Annotated in this window: 15 protein-coding genes and 2 tRNA genes; 6 read left to right on the top strand and 11 right to left on the bottom strand. The window is 41.2% G+C overall.

The window, feature by feature from the left end:
- Positions 1–2 precede the first annotated feature (2 nt).
- Genes hypD through MR041_RS10430 form a run of 6 tightly spaced genes read right to left on the bottom strand, consistent with a single transcriptional unit; the run spans position 3 to position 7,548 of the window.
- Complete coding sequence (gene hypD / locus MR041_RS10405; protein WP_242093646.1) at positions 3–1,100, bottom strand: hydrogenase formation protein HypD; 1,098 nt, start codon at positions 1,098–1,100, stop codon at positions 3–5.
- Positions 1,097–3,367, bottom strand: coding sequence for a carbamoyltransferase HypF (gene hypF, locus MR041_RS10410; RefSeq protein WP_242093648.1), 2,271 nt, complete (start codon positions 3,365–3,367; stop codon positions 1,097–1,099). Before hypF ends, hypD begins: the two co-directional genes overlap by 4 nt.
- A gap of 4 nt (positions 3,368–3,371) precedes the next feature.
- On the bottom strand, positions 3,372–3,902 hold the full coding sequence (locus MR041_RS10415) for a hydrogenase maturation protease (RefSeq protein ID WP_242093650.1): 531 nt from the start codon (positions 3,900–3,902) through the stop codon (positions 3,372–3,374).
- Positions 3,903–3,925: 23 nt separating this feature from the next.
- Complete coding sequence (gene cybH / locus MR041_RS10420) at positions 3,926–4,660, bottom strand: Ni/Fe-hydrogenase, b-type cytochrome subunit (RefSeq protein WP_242093652.1); 735 nt, start codon at positions 4,658–4,660, stop codon at positions 3,926–3,928.
- A 14-nt stretch (positions 4,661–4,674) separates the two neighbouring features.
- Positions 4,675–6,408: a nickel-dependent hydrogenase large subunit gene (locus MR041_RS10425; RefSeq protein WP_242093654.1), complete on the bottom strand. Its 1,734-nt coding sequence runs from the start codon at positions 6,406–6,408 to the stop codon at positions 4,675–4,677.
- A gap of 12 nt (positions 6,409–6,420) precedes the next feature.
- Positions 6,421–7,548 carry a hydrogenase small subunit gene (locus MR041_RS10430; protein ID WP_242093656.1) on the bottom strand — a complete coding sequence of 376 codons (1,128 nt, stop codon included), beginning with the start codon at positions 7,546–7,548 and terminating at the stop codon, positions 6,421–6,423.
- A gap of 160 nt (positions 7,549–7,708) precedes the next feature.
- Between MR041_RS10430 and hypA the strand changes: the two genes are divergently transcribed.
- The 4 genes from hypA to MR041_RS10450 are packed head-to-tail and all read left to right on the top strand — an operon-like array spanning position 7,709 to position 9,498.
- Positions 7,709–8,050, top strand: coding sequence for a hydrogenase maturation nickel metallochaperone HypA (gene hypA, locus MR041_RS10435; protein ID WP_242093658.1), 342 nt, complete (start codon positions 7,709–7,711; stop codon positions 8,048–8,050).
- 12 nt (positions 8,051–8,062) lie between these two features.
- Positions 8,063–8,896 carry a hydrogenase nickel incorporation protein HypB gene (hypB, locus tag MR041_RS10440; RefSeq protein ID WP_242093660.1) on the top strand — a complete coding sequence of 278 codons (834 nt, stop codon included), beginning with the start codon at positions 8,063–8,065 and terminating at the stop codon, positions 8,894–8,896.
- A gap of 9 nt (positions 8,897–8,905) precedes the next feature.
- Entirely contained in the window at positions 8,906–9,154 is a 249-nt protein-coding gene (locus MR041_RS10445; RefSeq protein ID WP_242093661.1) for a HypC/HybG/HupF family hydrogenase formation chaperone, read from the top strand.
- Positions 9,155–9,183: 29 nt separating this feature from the next.
- Positions 9,184–9,498 (top strand): hypothetical protein, encoded by a 315-nt coding sequence (locus tag MR041_RS10450; protein WP_242093663.1) that lies wholly within the window; start codon positions 9,184–9,186, stop codon positions 9,496–9,498.
- A gap of 12 nt (positions 9,499–9,510) precedes the next feature.
- Here MR041_RS10450 and MR041_RS10455 read toward each other — a convergent pair.
- The 3 genes from MR041_RS10455 to MR041_RS10465 form a co-directional block, all read right to left on the bottom strand.
- Positions 9,511–9,588 (bottom strand) — tRNA-Pro (locus tag MR041_RS10455).
- A 222-nt stretch (positions 9,589–9,810) separates the two neighbouring features.
- Positions 9,811–9,894, bottom strand: a tRNA-Ser gene (locus tag MR041_RS10460).
- Between the two features lie 84 nt (positions 9,895–9,978).
- Entirely contained in the window at positions 9,979–12,030 is a 2,052-nt protein-coding gene (locus tag MR041_RS10465; protein WP_242093665.1) for an HD family phosphohydrolase, read from the bottom strand.
- A gap of 217 nt (positions 12,031–12,247) precedes the next feature.
- Here MR041_RS10465 and MR041_RS10470 point away from each other — a divergent pair, with 217 nt between their 5' ends.
- Positions 12,248–13,429 (top strand): acetyl-CoA C-acyltransferase, encoded by a 1,182-nt coding sequence (locus MR041_RS10470; RefSeq protein ID WP_242093667.1) that lies wholly within the window; start codon positions 12,248–12,250, stop codon positions 13,427–13,429.
- On the top strand, positions 13,429–14,178 hold the full coding sequence (locus MR041_RS10475; protein WP_242093669.1) for a C40 family peptidase: 750 nt from the start codon (positions 13,429–13,431) through the stop codon (positions 14,176–14,178). Before MR041_RS10470 ends, MR041_RS10475 begins: the two co-directional genes overlap by 1 nt.
- Before the next feature lie 65 nt (positions 14,179–14,243).
- On the opposite strand, the gene MR041_RS10480 is transcribed toward MR041_RS10475, so the two are convergent.
- Both MR041_RS10480 and gyrA read right to left on the bottom strand, forming a co-directional pair.
- The gene (locus MR041_RS10480) at positions 14,244–15,491 is read right to left on the bottom strand and encodes a tetratricopeptide repeat protein (protein ID WP_242093671.1); all 1,248 of its coding nucleotides are present in this window, start codon (positions 15,489–15,491) and stop codon (positions 14,244–14,246) included.
- 18 nt (positions 15,492–15,509) lie between these two features.
- Complete coding sequence (gene gyrA / locus MR041_RS10485; RefSeq protein ID WP_242093673.1) at positions 15,510–18,047, bottom strand: DNA gyrase subunit A; 2,538 nt, start codon at positions 18,045–18,047, stop codon at positions 15,510–15,512.
- Between the last annotated feature and the right edge of the window lie 115 nt (positions 18,048–18,162).

Here is an 18,162-nt window from a genome sequence, read left to right on the forward strand (position 1 = left end):
TTTTATTTTGAAGTAATTACATTATTGGAAAAATGATAATAGGCGGCACAGGCCCCTTCCGAAGAAACCATTGGAGCGCCCAAGGGATTTGAGGGATTGCAGTGTTTTCCAAATTCACTGCATTGATGTGGCTTTTTTATGCCTTTGAGGATCTCACCGGCTATGCATTTGGGGTTTTCGGCAACATGAAGCCTATGGATTCCAAATTTAAATTCCGCATCATAGGCTCTATAGGCCTCGGTTAAGACATAACCGCTATTCGGTATTTCACCGATACCACGCCATTCTCTGTTACCTATCTCAAACACCTCATTTATGACCTTTAAAGCGGCCACATTGCCTTCCTCCTTCACCACCCTCGAATACTGGTTCTCTACCTTATATTGACCGCTTTCCAACTGGCATATGGCCATGTAAATCCCCTGGACCAAATCAAGCGGTTCAAAACCCGTAATGATGATGGGGATCCTATAGTGCTCTGACAGGGAAATATAGTCCTTATATCCCATAATGGCACATACATGCCCTGCTCCCAAAAAAGCGTTGATGTTGCAGAATTCATCATCCAGAATAGCTTCCATTGCCGGTGGAACCAAAACGTGGGAGACCAGGATGGAATAATTTGTCACCCCCTCTTTTTGGGCCTGCATCACTGAAAGGGCATTTGCCGGTGCCGTTGTCTCAAAGCCCACAGCAAAAAACACTACTTCTTTATGCGGATTTTCCTTGGCTATGTTTACTGCTTCAAGGGGCGAGTATAACACCCTTAAATCACCACCATGAGCCTTGGCTTCCAACAAGCTTTTTTTACTTCCCGGAACACGAATCATATCTCCAAAGGAGCATACAATGACATCGTTCTCAAGAAGTTCAACGGCTTTATCTATTAAATTTAATGGGGTAACACATACCGGGCATCCGGGACCGTGGATCATTTGAACCTGATCCGGAAGTAAATCCAAAATACCGTTCTTAACCAATCCGTGGGTCTGCCCTCCGCAGACCTCCATGATCTTCCATGTTTGCGTAACCGTCTCCTCAATGCGCTTTAAATAACCCTTTGTCTCTTCAAAATTTCTATATTCACTGAGATATTTCATGTCGCTGTTCTAATGTTTAAATAATACATTATCTGGCCAAAAGCTATATTTTCGTCATTTGGAGATAAGTTACGATTAAAATATAATTTGTAATCCGTTTTTGCCAATTCTTTTAGCAGATCAATCAACACCGTATTTTGAAAGACCCCACCGCTCAGGGCAATACAGCTAATGTTTCGCCTATCCGCCATCCGTAAAATAAGATCGGCCAATGTGTAAAGGAAATTAACGATGATAGTCTCCTGTCGGACTCCATTGATGACATCCGTATGGATATGTTTTAGGAGGTCCTTGGAAGGGATCAATCCATTTTCTTGAATTGAAACATAGGATGTACAGTTTTCAATGGAATACTCATGAATTTGATTTTCAAGTATGATGGCTGCCTCTCCTTCATAGGTATTCAGATCACAACTACCGAGTAAGGCCGCCACCGCATCAAATAAGCGTCCAACCGAGGAAGTTTTGAGTCTATTCTGTTTTTTGATTGTTTGGTAAACAGTCAGTTCCTCGTCTGTAAATTTTGGCAATACCTCAGGTAAAAGAGGGTCTGTTGCCAATGAGAAAAGGGATAGTCGTGGTTCTTTGGACATCTTGTCTCCAGCAAGCCAATCGAAATATTCAAAATGGGACACTCTTTCGATCTTACCCATGGCATATTCAAAAAATTCACCTCCCCAGATATGGCCATCATCACCATAGCCTGTGCCGTCCCAAATAACGCCCATTACAGGGATTTCACTCTCGAAAAGATGATGTTCACCCAAAACCGAAGCAAAATGGGCCTTGTGGTGCTGAATCGCTACTGAGGGCAGCTCAAGGTCCCTTGCCAGTTCCTTACCATATAAAGTGGAATGATAGGTAGGATGTGCGTCTACCAGAATCACTGATGGCTTCTCTTCGAACAGAGTGATAAACTTTGAAACGGTTGTGGTGAGTCGCTCGTAAACATCGGCATGATCGAGATTGCCCAGATATTGACTGATGTACAGGTAGTCATTGGGCAAAAAAGCCACTGCACTCTTCAAATGCGCTCCCATGGCGAGTATGTTCTCATTCGCCTTGAACGATCCAAAATAATTGGGAGCATAGCCTCTCGACCTTCTGAACAGCACATCATGTTGATATTTTCTACTGAATTTTATGACAGAATCATCCTGGGGATTGGTAATGGAAAGATCATGGTTCAGAAAATAGTCAGCGACTTTATCTAATGCGTTAAGAGCAGCCTCTGAAGCACTTATTATTGGTGAATTATGGATATTTCCGCTCGTGGCAACAATGGGAATGCCCAGTTTTTCTGCCAACAACTGCAAAAGTCCTGTATAAGGAAGCATTATGCCCAATTGATTTAAGTTTGGGATTAACTCGTCCAATACCAATGTCCCTGAATAATTATCCTTTGGAACAATGACAATAGGGCTTTCAGGTGATGTCAGTGCTTTTTCCTGTTCCGAGGATATCTGCAATTGGCCCCTGAGCATCTGCAATGAGGGGTATAGTATGGCGAATGGTTTTCGAGGTCGATTCTTTCTTTGTCTCAACCTGTGGACTGCATTTCGATTTCCCGCATCGCAACACAATAAATAACCACCTGTATTTTTTATAGCGACAATATGACCCTCCTTTATAAGTGCTGCGGTCGTGGTAACTATTTCAGATGTATCAGTTTGCAGTACTGTTCCCTTCGAGTCGGTTAAATTCATATGAATACCGCATGTCCCGCAGGAATTGGTTTGAGAATGAAATCGTCTGTGATTCGGGTCTGTGTATTCTTTTTCACAGGGATCACACATATCGAACCGGTCCATTGCCGTGTGGTTGCGTTCAAAGGGGAATGTTTTTGTTATGGCCCACCGTGGTCCGCAATTAACACAGGTTGTAAATGGATAGTGGTAACGCCTGTTGGTAACATCAATAATCTCTTTCTTACAATCATCACATATAGCAAAATCCGGGGTGAGCGACAAATTGAGCTTTCCAGATTTCCGAGAGGGGACAATACAGAAATCTTCAACATTGATCAAGGGAATCTCTGTTATGTGATGTGTCTTTATTTTAGATAACTTCGGTGGATTTTGGATCAATCCTTCATAGAATGAATGGATTTTGGACGGGATACCTGAAACTACGATAATAACTCCCTGCTCATTATTTGAAACCCATCCTTTCAAATCGAAAGTGTTGGCCAATACATAGACAAATGGACGAAAGCCAACACCCTGCACCTGACCTGTTATTGTTATTTTAAAGGACTTAATGACCACCTTTTTAAAATTCAGCGGACAGCCTCTCTGTTAACCTAATAATGTCCTCTATGGTTTTGGGTATGGCTTCTTTAACTTCAGAAGATAAGGTTAGGCTCATTGGAACCACCTTATTTATGGAGATGGTAAACAGATGGATGTCCGGGGTGTTGTCCAATAAATACACCGCTTCAATCATATCTTTTAATCCGACATCATGAACACTCAGCGCCGAAGGAAAATCTGAGGCAAACCTGGGTCGAATCAAGGAAATGGTTCCTTCCTTTTGACCATCCATGGTAGCATCAATAAATATGACCGCCTTGTAAGATTCAAAGCAATTCAGTAAGAGGAAACCTCCTGTGCCACCGTCTAAAATATCGACATTGTCCGGTAACTTCATAGTGGCCATCTCCTGTATGACATGAACCCCCACACCTTCATCTCCCATCAGATAATTTCCAACACCTAAAATAAGAATGCTTTTCGACTTATCCTTTTCAAAATAAAAGGCGTCACTGCTTACCGCTACAGGTGCTCCGAATGAATCTGCCATATTTTACGATTTTATATAACGAACTATTTTGCGTCTTCGGTATCCTTTTTCTCTTCTTCTGTTTTTTTATGTTTTACACGCTGTCCAACTACAAATTTATAGCCTCCAAAAATTGAAGATACCTCGCCTCTGCCTTCCAACCAGTCGTGGTAAAAGACCAAATAGACATGAATTAGCACAAACAGGATAAACAGCCAGGTTGAAATATGGTGAATGGTCCTAACGATAAAATCGCCGCCAAACAGAGGGACTACCCATTCAAAAAGATCAGGCAACCACCAGTCCGACATCGCCGAGTACAATCCGAAACCCGTAAATACTTGAACCAGTGCTAGCAGGAACAATATAAAATAGGAAAGCCCTGCAACACTGTTATGACCCACACTTAAATCGGTTATTTCAGGGTGTTTTTCATGTCCCAACAAAATATCGACCTTAAGGACATGCAAAAAATTACGCCAACTTTTTTTGGAAAAAGGGAAAAATGCTTTCCAACTGGCAAACCGATTGCCAACGAAAGACCAATAAACCCTCAGAATCAAATTAAAAAAGAAAATATAGGCGGTCATGAAGTGGATGAAGCGAACGGTACCGAACCAGTATGAATCACTCGCCTCGGCATTCGATAAAATGGCCGGAGGATCGGCCATTATAAATCCTGTAACAGCCAAAACAGTTATTGCAATCGCATTAATCCAATGAAAAATTCGAACCGGAAGTTCCCAAACATAAACACGTTTATAGGTAATTGTTTCCATGATATCTGTTTTATCTATATGTCACAACTTGAAAGATTTTGCACCTTAGAAATATGATTTCCATGTTCGTCATACAAATGCACCGCACAGGCGATACATGGATCGAAAGAGTGAATAGTCCTTAAGATTTCCAAAGGAAGTTCCGGATCTGCAACCGGGGTTCCGAGCAGGGTTGATTCGTAAGCCGACAACTGCCCTTTCGGATCTCTCGGAGAGGCGTTCCAGGTTGAAGGAACTACTAATTGGTAATTCTCAGTCTTTTTATCCTTTATTCGAATCCAATGTGCCAGAGCACCCCGAGGTGCTTCACTAAAGCCTACACCTTTTGATTCCGGTTCCCATTTTTCCGGATCTCTCTTCTCAGAGTGCGCCATTCGCGTATCTCCATTTTTGATATTGCTCATCAGTGTGTCATAAAATTCCATGGTCCAATTGGCTACCAATTGCGTTTCAATACCCCTGGCAGCGGTTCTTCCCAATGTTGAGAATAATGCATCCACAGGGACATCCAGATGGGTTAAAGCGGCATTGACAGCCTCTTGAATCTCTTTATTACCGCGTGCGTATCCGACCAATAACCTGGACAAAGGACCAACTTCCATAGGCATACCTTTCCAGCGTGGTGTTTTAATGAAACTATATTTTTCTTCCACATCGATATGTTCATATGGCGGTTTTGGTCCGGTGTATTTGATACGCGTCTCACCATCCCACGGATGTCTGCTTGTCTCCCTTCCTTCGGCATAGTCCTCATACCAGGAATTATTGATGAATTCTTCGATATCGTCATTGCGGTGATTCACATCATAGACCTTGGATAAATCCCTGTTTAAAATAATCCCTTGAGGAAACTTAAAACTCGAAATATCGTTATAGCCATTCGTTGGGAAATCACCATAAGACATATAATTACCAAAACCTTTGCCTATGGCACCCCAATCTTTATAGAACGACGCTATAGCCAATAGATCCGGAATATAAACCTGTTCAATAAATGCCTTTCCTTCCTTCAACAGATGCCCAACATAGGCCAGGCGTTCTGCGTTAATACCACCAATATCATCCGTATTTATGGCACAGGCCATACCACCGACGAGATAATTCGGGTGTGGATTTTTTCCACCGAAAATGGTATGTATCCTGACGATCTCCTTTTGCCATTCCAGTGCTTCCAAATAATGTGCTACCGCCATTAAATTCACTTCAGGTGGTAATTTCATTTGGGGATGTCCCCAGTACCCATTGGCAAAAATGCCCAGCTGTCCACTTTCCACGAACTTGGTAATCCGCTTTTTAATATCTGAAAAATAGCCTGGAGAACTTTTAGGCCATTTGGAAATACTCTGAGCCAACTCCGATGTTTTAAGGGGATCGGCCTGTAAGGCATTGACAACATCTACCCAATCTAAAGCATGTAAATGATAAAAATGAACAGTATGGTCGTGCATGTATAAAGCACCTTCCATAATGTTTCTTACCATTTCCGCATTGGGAGGAATTTCAATACCAAGGGCATCCTCTACCGATCTTACGGAGGCCAATGCATGTACCGTTGTACAAACACCGCAAGCCCTCTGAACGAAGGCCCACACGTCTCTTGGATCTCTACCTTTAACAATATTTTCAAGCCCGCGTACCATAGGACTGGAACTATAGGCATCGGTTATCTTTCCGTCTTTTACTTCTACTTCAATTCTTAAGTGACCTTCAATTCTTGTGATGGGATCAACAACTACTCTGTTTGCCATAATATTTTATTTTTAAGAATCCAATGCTTTTTCGTTTCGTTTTCCTCTTGAGATACTTTCCTTCAATTCCTTTTTCTTCGAAATGTTTGCCGCTATCGCATGGGCAGCCAAGCCGCCAGCCACAGCACCGGCTGCGACTTTGCCGATGGTATCGGCAGAACTCTCTATACCAAAACCATGTAATCCGGTGAGTCGTTCATATATTGGGCCATTATCCCAGAAGTTTTCCTCGCTGCATCCAAAACAGCCATGGCCGGATTGAATTGGGAAGCTAACGCCATTATTCCATTTCATGGCGCCACATGCGTTGTAAGTCATAGGTCCTTTACAGCCTACCTTGTATAGACAATAGCCCTTCTTAGCGTTTTCATCATCGAAAGATTCAACGAACAAACCGGCATCGTAATAGGGCCTTCTATAGCAGGTGTCATGAACCCGTTTTGAATAGAATGCCTTGGGTCTTCCAATCCTATCGAGCTCAGGCAATCGACCAAAGGCAACCAAATGCACTATGACTCCAGCCATGACCTCGCCTATTGGTGGACATCCCGGCACACGCACTATGGGCTTATTCTTGATGATTTTATGAATTGGGGTGGCTTCTGTAGGATTTGGATAAGCCGCCTGAACGCAACCATTGCATGCGCAACTTCCCCAACAAATTATCGCTTTGGCACCTTCTGCCGCCTCCAATAGAATATCTTTTGCCGAACGTCCTCCTATACAGCAATAATTTCCATCATCGCCCATGGGCACGGATCCCTCAACACAAAGAATATATTCTCCCTTATAGTTATCCATAGTTGCCTTTTTTGCGGCCTCAGCCTGATGCCCCGAAGCAGCCATTAAGGTCAATGTATAATCCAACGAAATTTTGTCCAATATGATATCGGCAACAATGGGGTGATCCGATCTTATAAAGGATTCACTGCAGCAAGTACACTCTTGAAAATGTTCCCATATAACGGGAACCCTGTAGCTTGTTTCCAGAGCCTTGGCAACTTGACCAACCATGGAATTTTCCAATCCCAAATACGCACTGATATAGGTAACGAACTTCATAAAATCCCGCCTGGAATACCCTTGCTTTATGATGCTTTCGTAATACGTGCTTTGTTTTGTTTTGTCTTTTGTAATCATGATGGAAAGTTGAGTTTAGAAGCGTTAAGCTTAATTGTAGAATAATAGTTCTCAATATATCCATTAAATAGGGAAGAAAATATGACATATATCATATTTGCAGGTGTTTAATTAAGATAACTTTATGGTTTACAACAATTTAAATTTCTTAACCTCTGATATGCATGAATTATCGGTTGCTTTGGGTATTGTGAAAATTGCCGAGGACGTCGTTGAAAAAGAAAGGGCAACATCCGTAGACCTCATCGAATTGGAAATTGGAACATTGGCAGGCATTGCCTTTGACTCCCTGGATTTTGTATGGGAATCGGCGGTTAAAAATACGGTATTGGAACATGCTAAAAGACGTATCAATCGCATTAAGGGTGAAGCCAGGTGTATTGACTGTGATGCCGTTTTTGAGATCAACCATCTCTATGATGAATGTCCTGAATGCCACAGCCATGTTAAAGGCATATTAAAGGGAAAGGAATTGAGGGTAAAGGCTCTCGAAATAATTTAAAAACAGTAAACTATGTGTGGAACCTGCGGTTGCGGAAACGGAGAACATGGCACGACCATAACGAATCCCCTTGAAGTTAAATCACATGAGCATGGGCACCATCATGTGCATGACCATGATCATAATCATCACTCACATGAGCATCATCATCACGCCCATGGGCATGAACATAGTCATTCCCATGTACACCCACACCCAAAAGTGCTGGAGATTGAGCAGGACATCTTACGTGAAAATGATATCATGGCTGCCAGAAACCGAGGGTATTTTGATGCGCGTGAGATATTTGCGATTAATCTGGTAAGTTCACCCGGTTCAGGTAAAACGACTTTTTTAGAACGTACCTTAAAGGACTTAAAGGGTGAATTGTCCTTCTATGTTATAGAGGGAGATCAGCAAACACTTAATGATGCCAATAGAATTTCAGCATTACAAATTCCCGTAATACAAATTAATACAGGAAAAGGGTGCCATTTAGAGAGTGATATGGTTTATGAGGCCGTTAAAAAACTAGATATGCAGTCTAAGGCCATTCTAATGATCGAAAATGTAGGTAATCTGGTATGCCCGTCCATGTTCGATTTGGGTGAAAATAAACGTATAGTCATCATAAGTACGACTGAGGGTGAGGACAAACCTGTAAAATATCCTGATATGTTCCATAGTGCGGATATCTGTATCATCAATAAAATAGATTTACTACCATATGTTGATATCGATATTTCAAAACTGAAGGCCTATGCGCTGCAAGTGAATCCAAATTTGATTTTCTTTGAAGTATCTGCAACTAAGGGTTCAGGTATGGACGATTGGTATGCATGGCTGAAAGACAATAACAAAAAATAAGCAGAAACCATGTGTTTATCAATTCCCGGTAAATTAATAGCGATCACAAAAGCCTTGGACAACACCTTTAGAATTGGAAAAGTATCCTTTGATGGTGTCGTTAAAGAGGTGAATTTAACTTTAGTACCAGAGGCCAAAATCGATGATTACGTGATGGTGCATGTGGGTGCCGCTATTAGTATTGTTAATGAGGAAGAGGCAAAGAAGACATTCGATATACTGAAACAACTCGGGGATCTGGACGACCTTGATACCTGAAAAAAAGCCGAATACTAGGTTCGGCTTTTATGGTCGGGGTGGCAGGATTACCTGCCGTGATCCTGGAATTATGGGTGTTGCTCATAAAAGCCAAAAAGCGTTGCTTTTCAATCTTTTTTGTTTTCTCTTCAATCTGGAAGCACGCTTCGATTACGCTCAAACAAAAAAAGCCGAACACTAGGTTCGGCTTTTATGGTCGGGGTGGCAGGATTACCTGCCGTGATCCTGAAATCGTGGGTGTTGCTCATAAAAGCCGAAAAGCGTTGCTTTTCAATCTTTTTTGTTTTCTCTTCAATCTGGAAGCACGCTTCGATTGCGCTCAAACAAAAAAAGCCGAACACTAGGTTCGGCTTTTATGGTCGGGGTGGCAGGATTCGAACCTGCGACCTCCTGCTCCCAAAGCAGGCGCGATGACCGGGCTACGCTACACCCCGAATATATTCACCTCATTCTTTTAGCAGGTGAGAAGAACCTGCGACCCTGCCTGCGGCAGGCAGGCTTCACGCACGCGGCGTGACACGATGACCAGGCGGAGCCTGTGCCGAGTTTATCGAGGTGCTACACCCCGAATATATTCACCTCATTCTTTTAGCAGGTGAGAAGAACCTGCGACCCTGCCGCAGGCAGGTTTATCGAGATGCTAAACCTCGAATCAGCGGAGAGACGGGGATTCGAACCCCGGCAACACTTTCGCGTTGACAGATTAGCAATCTGCTGCATTACCACTCTGCCACCTCTCCGGAATAATCACAACATGTGATGACAAAATTGCGGTTGCAAATGTAATTTATATGTCCATAGGACGCAACTATTTTTTTAAATATTTACTCCGGGTACTCAATACGCAAATGATATATATTTGCGAGCTTGTGTTTAAGTACCTTTTTAATAGATTCAATTTCTTTGAAAGTAATATTGGCATTTAAAAATTGATCCTCTTCTATTTGCTTGTTAATGATGTTTTCAACAAAGGCATCAATTTTTGTTGATGTCGGTTCTTTCAAACTTTTAGAGGCAGCTTCAACACTATCACACATCATTAAAATTGCAGTTTCCTTACTGAATGGTTTAGGGCCGGGATAGCAATAGTCGACCTTATCTATGATCACATCCTGCAACTCTTTTTCCTTCATGTAAAAATAATAGACCATACTGGTTCCATGATGCGTACGTATAAAATCGATTACCCTGTCAGGCAAATTGTACTTTCGTGCAGTTTCAATGCCGTTAATGACATGTTCTATAATTATTTTAGCACTTTCTTTGGATGATAACTCATCGTGAGGATTTATACCTGTCGATTGATTTTCAATAAAATAAGTCGGATTTTTCATCTTTCCTATGTCATGGTACAAGGCCCCTACCCTAACCAGCATTGCATTTGCTCCAATTTCATTGGCACAGGATTCTCCGAGATTTGCAACATTTAACGAATGATGAAAGGTTCCAGGTGCCTTATTCGACAATTCCTTCAGTAATTTGGTATTGGTATCTGATAATTCTAATAAGGAAACATCCGATACCAAACCGAATATTTTTTCATAGGCATAAATTAAGGGTTGCACAAAAAGGGTGGCTAAACCACAAAGTATAAACCAAATGAAAGTTTCTACTTTAATCGTCTCTACGGTACCTTCATGAATCACAAAGAACGCAAAATAGGCGACTATATAGATAAGTGTGATTTGCCCAACGGAAATAAAAAGATTCGCACGTTTATACAGTTCAGAAACCGTCAGAATTGTAACTATACCCGCAATAATCTGTAAAAACATATATTCATAACTGTTTGGTACTATAAAGCCTAAGAGCAATACCGTTATGACATGGGCAAAAAGACCTAATCTCGCATCAAAAAAGGCCTTAAATACAAGTGGTAAAATGCATATGGGAACAACATAAATGTAGGTCGAACTGTAGTTGACCACCAAGGTGGTTAACATAATAATGAGAAAGATGTTAAAAAAGATGAAGGTGACTTTAGTATTATCCTCGAATACGGTGTTCCTGTATTTTCTCAAGAACAGCAAAAGCATCAATAAGGCCAGAGCCACCAGCAAGGTATAGGCAAATAAAATCCAATTGTAATTGGATTCGCTCCACACCTGCGATTCATATTCGGATTTAATTGAGTTTAATAACTGAAATTTTTCACCCTCTACAATTTCACCTTTGGAAATTATTAAAGTTCCCCTTTCAATGCTGCCCCTGGAATATGAAATATTGTCGAAATCATCTTGCAGTACCTTTTCTGTAAACGATCTGTCATAGGTAAGATTGGGCTCAATGATATCGAAAAAGAGTGACGCAAAATTAGTTGTATAGGCATCAAGATTTTTAGCAGATAACATGTCGGTTATGACCTGCAATACCGCATCCGGTTTTATGAGATTAGAGAAATAGGTCTTTTCATATATCGTCCTGCCTTTTAGGATTACCACAGGCTTATCGCCGGGGAAATTATAGGCCTCGTCAAGCACGCCAAATTGATATAACCTCTCTAAAGTTTCCTTTCCGGTACTAAATAATAAATTCCGTTTTAACCTCGGAATGGTATCTGAAAATGTACTGTTGAATTTGGTTTCAAACAAGGCAGTTGCCCGGGATGACACGATACTATCTAAGTTAAAATACAGCAAGGCATTTGCTTCTATTGCATCCTTTTCCTGTTGTACTTCTTCCTGGGATTTGATGATTGCAAAATCAAAAGGGGCGTAATAGTTTTCGGATTGCCACGGTTTGCCCTTTTCAAAATTGTATTTAAATTTTCCGCTTTTTGGAAAAAGGTATACAATAAGAAATGTGGTGGTTATAAAAAGCAGGCCTTTATAAATCAACGAATGATTTTGATAAAGTCTATTGATAAAGTCTTTCATTTAGGCGCTTAATTTCTTCATAAAGATTATTTGAACCTTTTCAATATCAGAGACGGCAGACAAATTAGGTTATACACAGCACATGTTTCAATCCGCTTCGGATTTGTCAAAAGTAATAAAATTATAGGCGCATTATGCTATTTATAATAATTGAATCGCTCAATTTAATCATAAAAAAATCATTATTTTCGCAATAGTATAATCAAACGATAATGTCATGAGTCAAGAGGTTGTCATTGTATCTGCTGCCAGAACACCAATAGGCAGTTTTATGGGTGCCTTGTCTACTATTCCGGCACCTCAATTGGGTGCAGTTGCTATTAAAGGGGCCCTATCTAAAATTAACCTAAGTCCGAATTTAGTCGATGAAGTGCTAATGGGCCAGGTTGTTCAGGCAGGCTCAGGTCAGGCGCCAGCTCGTCAGGCTGCAATTATATCAGGTATCCCTGATTCAGTGCCCTGCACAACCGTAAATAAAGTTTGCGCATCGGGTATGAAGGCGGTCATGCAAGCCGCACAAGCCATTGCTTTAGGCGATGCTGCTGTAGTTGTTGCCGGTGGAATGGAAAATATGAGTATGATTCCTCATTATCTGCATGCTCGAAATGGGGTGAAGTTCGGGCCAGCAACTTTAATTGACGGCATGCAAAAAGATGGATTGGTGGATGCCTACGACCAGAATGCGATGGGGGTCTGCGCAGATGCCTGTGCCGTGGAATATGGATTTACAAGGGAAGAGCAAGATGCCTTTGCGATGCAATCGTACAGGCGGTCCAGTGAAGCCTGGAAATCCGGTAAATTTGAAAATGAAGTTGTGCCGGTAGAAGTGCCCCAACGTCGTGGAGAACCTATACTGTTTGCAGAGGATGAGGAGTACAAGAATGTTAAGATGGAGAAAATACCCCAACTCAGGCCTGCATTTTCGAAAGATGGGACCGTTACCGCCGCCAATGCATCAACCATAAATGATGGTGCAGGTGCTATGGTCTTAATGAGTAAAACTAAAGCTGATGAGCTGGGATTAAAGCCAATAGCTTCTATTATATCTTATGCAGATGCCGCACAAGAACCGAAATGGTTCACCACCGCTCCTGCCAAGGCCTTGCCCAAGGCCCTAGATAAAGCAGGGATTCCAATAGAGAACGTCGACTTTTTTGAATTTAATGAGGCTTTTTCGGTGGTTGGCCTTGCTAATATGAAACTGCTTAGATTGGATGATTCCAAGGTTAATGTTAACGGAGGTGCTGTTTCTCTCGGGCATCCCTTAGGCTGTTCCGGTGTAAGAATACTTATTACACTGCTAAGCGTATTAGAGCAAAATAAAGGTAAAATTGGTGCCGCGGCCATATGTAACGGAGGTGGCGGCGCATCGGCAATGGTCATAGAACGTCATTTTTAATGCAATACGGAATTTGTAATTTAAGCATTATTCCTCTTCGATCTGAACCATCAGACAAGAGTGAGTTGGTTTCTCAGATACTCTATGGTGAAATCTTTAAAATTATTGAACTTCGTAAGTCATGGTGTAGAATTCGTTTGGATTTTGACAAATATGAGGGATGGATAGATCGTAAACAGTACGTTGAAATTGAAAAGGATGCCTTCCATAGCCTTAAAAATGAAAGATTAAAACTTTCCGGAGACCTGGTTGAGTTTGTGCAATTTGAAAATGATCAGTTGCATCCCATTTTAATCGGTTCCACTTTAAATGGTTTAGACCTTCTAAATCATAAATTCGAAGGTCACACGATTGAGGATCAGTTTGATAAAGCACATTTGGTTAAAACTGCTTTTTTATATCTCAATACCCCTTATTTATGGGGTGGTAAATCACCCTTTGGGATTGATTGTTCCGGTTTTACCCAGATGGTCTACAAGCTTAATGGATACCGTCTATTACGCGATGCCTCTCAGCAGGCAACACAGGGTGAGGCACTCAGTTTTATTGAAGAAAGTGAACCCGGTGATCTCGCTTTTTTTGACAATAGTGAAGGGGAAATTATCCATGTCGGCATCATAATGAAAGATAATTATATAATTCATGCCCATGGAAAGGTTAGAGTCGATAGATTAGATCATTCCGGTATTTTTAACGCGGATAAGAAAATGCATACCCACAAGCTCCGGGTAATTAAGAAAATTATATAAAAAAAAACCGTTTGCTCCTGGAATGCTCCAGTAACAAACGGTTTGTACCCTTTATGATGATTTTGTTAATTCGCCTCTAAAGCCTCGACCTTTGCTTTCATTTCTTTGTAATTAGCGGTATCGCCTGTTACACTGTAAATGTTCATCAGGGTTTTGGCAGCATTGATATTTTTATCATCTATTTCCAATGCTTTCGATAAATAAGGAATGGCGTCCTTGTAGAGTTGTTGGCGCTCTTCCTTAAGTTCTTCATAACGCTTATCATCTGCCTTAGACGTGCCTAATCCGTTCATTTCTTCAATTAGAGGTTCTTCCCTACTCAACACGAGCGCCGCCAGGTTTATATATGCATTTATATAGGTTGGATCTAGTTCAACAGCTTTCTGATAATATTTTTTAGCCCCTTCTCTGTCATCTGATTCTGAAGCAATAACCCCCAAGTTATATTGTAATTCCGGATTTGTTGGGTCCATTACCGTGGCTTCTTCCAAAAGACTTTTAAATTTATCGGTGTTACCCATCTTATAATGCACATTCGCCTCACTAAGAATCAAATTAATGTCATCCGGGCTTTCTGCTCTGGCATCCTTCATGGCAGCAAGTGCCTTCTCATTGTTTCCCTGGCTGACATAAATAAGCGCCACGTTTTTAACGATTTCAGCTTTTTTTGATTCTGTTTTACGCACACCCGGATTTTCATGACTTCCTGCCTTTACATATAAATCACGGGTTCTTTCATCTAAAATTTCCTCTTCACCGGTTTCTTTATTTGTTGCATAGTACTCTGTTGATACGCCTGTATACCCCATTGATTTCAGCTCTTCATACAATTTAAGTGCTCTATCATAATCTTGAACATTTACAGCCGTAGCTGCGGCGTAATACAGAAATAAGGTGTCTTTGGGTGACGTTCTGAAAGCGTGCTCAAAATGTGTTGATGCAGCCTTGTAGTCGTTGCTCTCATAAGCTTTATTGCCTTTCGTCAATATGGCGTTTGTCATCTCTTGCTTTATCGTAGCAATTTCTGCCGCAAAATCATTACCGGATTTGTCAAAATTTTCTATGGCCTTATCGATATCCTGACTTGAGCCGGCACCTCCAGCATATAATGCCTGTCCTAAGAGGAAATAATATTTGGCCTTGCTTTTATCGTCCATTTCAGACATCAAGGCCTGTGCTTGATTTAATGCTCCTTTCGCCTCTGCAAAATTATTTGATTTAATAGCTTTTTCTGCATTTCGCAATTCTTTTTTCTGTGCGATACAAAATGTACTTATAGACAACGCAAAGGCTATAATAATTTGTTTTTTCATTTTACTTTTATTTGGTTTTTATTGTTCTGAATTATTTTCATCATCACTGGTATCAAGAGTTGTGCCATCCTGATTTTCATTACTGCCCGTCGAGGCTTCTGTTTCTTCCACTTCATCTTCATCGTGTCTCACTTTTGCAACCGCAGCAATTGAGTCACCATTCTTCAGATTTATCAACTTCACGCCTTGAGTCGCTCGTCCCATGACCCGTAAATCCTCCACGGCCATACGTATGGCAATTCCGGATTTATTGATGATCATGAGGTCATCGGCATCAGTTACATTCTTTATAGCTACTAAATTACCAGTTTTTTCTGTAATAGAAATGGTTTTTACACCTTTTCCTCCTCTATTGGTAATTCTGTAATCCTCTAAATCTGATCGTTTACCAAAACCGTTTTCAGAAACAACCAAAATATTGCTCTCCATATCATCAACCGCTATCATTCCAATGACTTCATCTTTATCATTGGCCAGGGTAATACCACGAACTCCTGACGCGTTACGGCCCATGGGTCTGGTTTTAGCTTCTTCAAATCGAATGGCTTTCCCCGACTTAAGCGCCAGCATGACCTGACTGTTCCCGGTGGTCAGTTTAGCCTCAAGTAATTCATCATCTTCTCTGATGGTTATGGCATTAATACCATTGGTTCGCGGACGAGAATATTGCTCCAAAGAGGTCTTTTTAACCTGTCCATTTTTAGTGGCCATAATAACATAGTGATTATTGATATAATCTTCATCCTTCAAATCCTGAGTGCATATGAAGGCCATCACCTTATCATCCTGTTCAATGTTTATAAGATTCTGGATCGCTCTCCCTTTGGATGTTTTACTGCCCTCCGGAATTTCATATACCCGCATCCAAAAACATTTACCTTTTTGAGTAAAGAACAACATGTACTGGTGGTTTGTACCAACGAACAAGTGTTCCAGAAAGTCTTCGTTTCGTGTGGTGGATGCCTTCTGACCAACGCCTCCCCTGTTCTGAGTTCTGTATTCTGTGAGCGATGTTCGTTTGATGTACCCGGCATGCGAAATCGTTATCACCACTTTTTCGTCGGGAATCATGTCCTCAATACTCAAATCGCCACCTGCATATTCAATCACTGAACGACGGTCGTCTCCATACTTTTCCTTGACCTGAAGCAATTCCTCCTTGATGATCGCCATACGACGTTCCTTCTTATCAAGTATATCTTTAAGATCTTCGATGGTCTTTTTAAGTTCATCATACTCTGTTCGAAGCTTATCTTGCTCTAAACCAGTAAGCTGACGTAATCGCATTTCAACTATTGCTTTAGCTTGAATTTCCGTCAGTTTAAAGCGTTCCATTAACTTTTCTCTTGCTTCATCTGCATTTGAAGAAGCACGGATCAAAGCAATGACTTCATCGATATTATCAGAGGCTATAATTAAGCCTTCCAGGATATGAGCACGTTCCTCTGCCTTCCGTAATTCGTATTTTGTTCGTCTTACGACGACATCGTGCCTGTGTTCGACGAAATAATGAATCAGGTCCTTCAGGTTGAGCAATTGCGGACGTCCATTGACCAGGGCGATATTGTTGACACTAAAGGAAGATTGCAGCGCGGTATACTTATAGAGCTTATTCAAGACAATGTTTGGAATGGCATCACGTTTAAGGACATAAACTATGCGCATACCCTTTCTATCGGACTCATCTCGAATGGTTGAAATGCCTTCAAGTTTTTTTTCATTCACCAAATCGGCCGTCTTTTTAATCATGTCCGCCTTATTGATCTGATAAGGAATCTCAGTAACAATTATACACTCCCTGCCATTTACTTCCTCAATATTGGCCTTCCCGCGAAGTACTATTCTCCCGCGACCCGTCTGAAATGCCTCTTTCACACCATCGTAACCATAAATGGTTCCTCCGGTAGGGAAATCAGGGGCCTTGATATATTTTATAAGGTCGTCTACTTCTATCTCGTTGTTATCAATATAGGCTATCGTACCATCCACAATTTCCGATAAGTTATGCGGAGGCATGTTTGTAGCCATCCCAACGGCAATACCCGATGCACCATTCACCAAAAGACCTGGAATACGCGTAGGCAACACTGTGGGTTCCTGTAAAGTGTCGTCGAAATTTAATTTATGATCTACCGTCTCTTTATCAATATCAGCCAGCATATCTTCAGATATCTTACGCATACGCGCCTCAGTATAACGCATTGCTGCCGGACTGTCTCCATCCACTGAGCCAAAATTCCCCTGCCCGTCAACAAGCATATATCGTAAGCTCCATTCCTGGGCCATTCGCACCATGGCATCATAAACCGAGGTGTCGCCATGGGGATGGTATTTACCTAAAACCTCACCAACTATTCTTGCGGATTTTTTATGAGCTGAATTGGCCCTTACTCCTAATTCGTACATGCCATAAAGCACGCGTCTGTGAACCGGTTTTAACCCGTCTCTGACATCCGGTAAGGCACGTGACACAATGACGGACATTGAATAATCAATGTAAGCCGATTTCATTTCATCCTCAATATTAATAGGGATTAGTTTTTCTCCTTCTGCCATATATTATTTAATTAGAATTTTCAATTTTTTCAAAACATGCTAATATACGTATTTCATTAGTTACAGTAAGCCTTTGAAGCGGATTTTTTAGTGGTTTTTATTAACAATTTGACGG

It is taken from the genome of Aestuariivivens sediminicola (assembly GCF_022662015.1).
GTDB lineage: Bacteria > Bacteroidota > Bacteroidia > Flavobacteriales > Flavobacteriaceae > Aestuariivivens > Aestuariivivens sediminicola.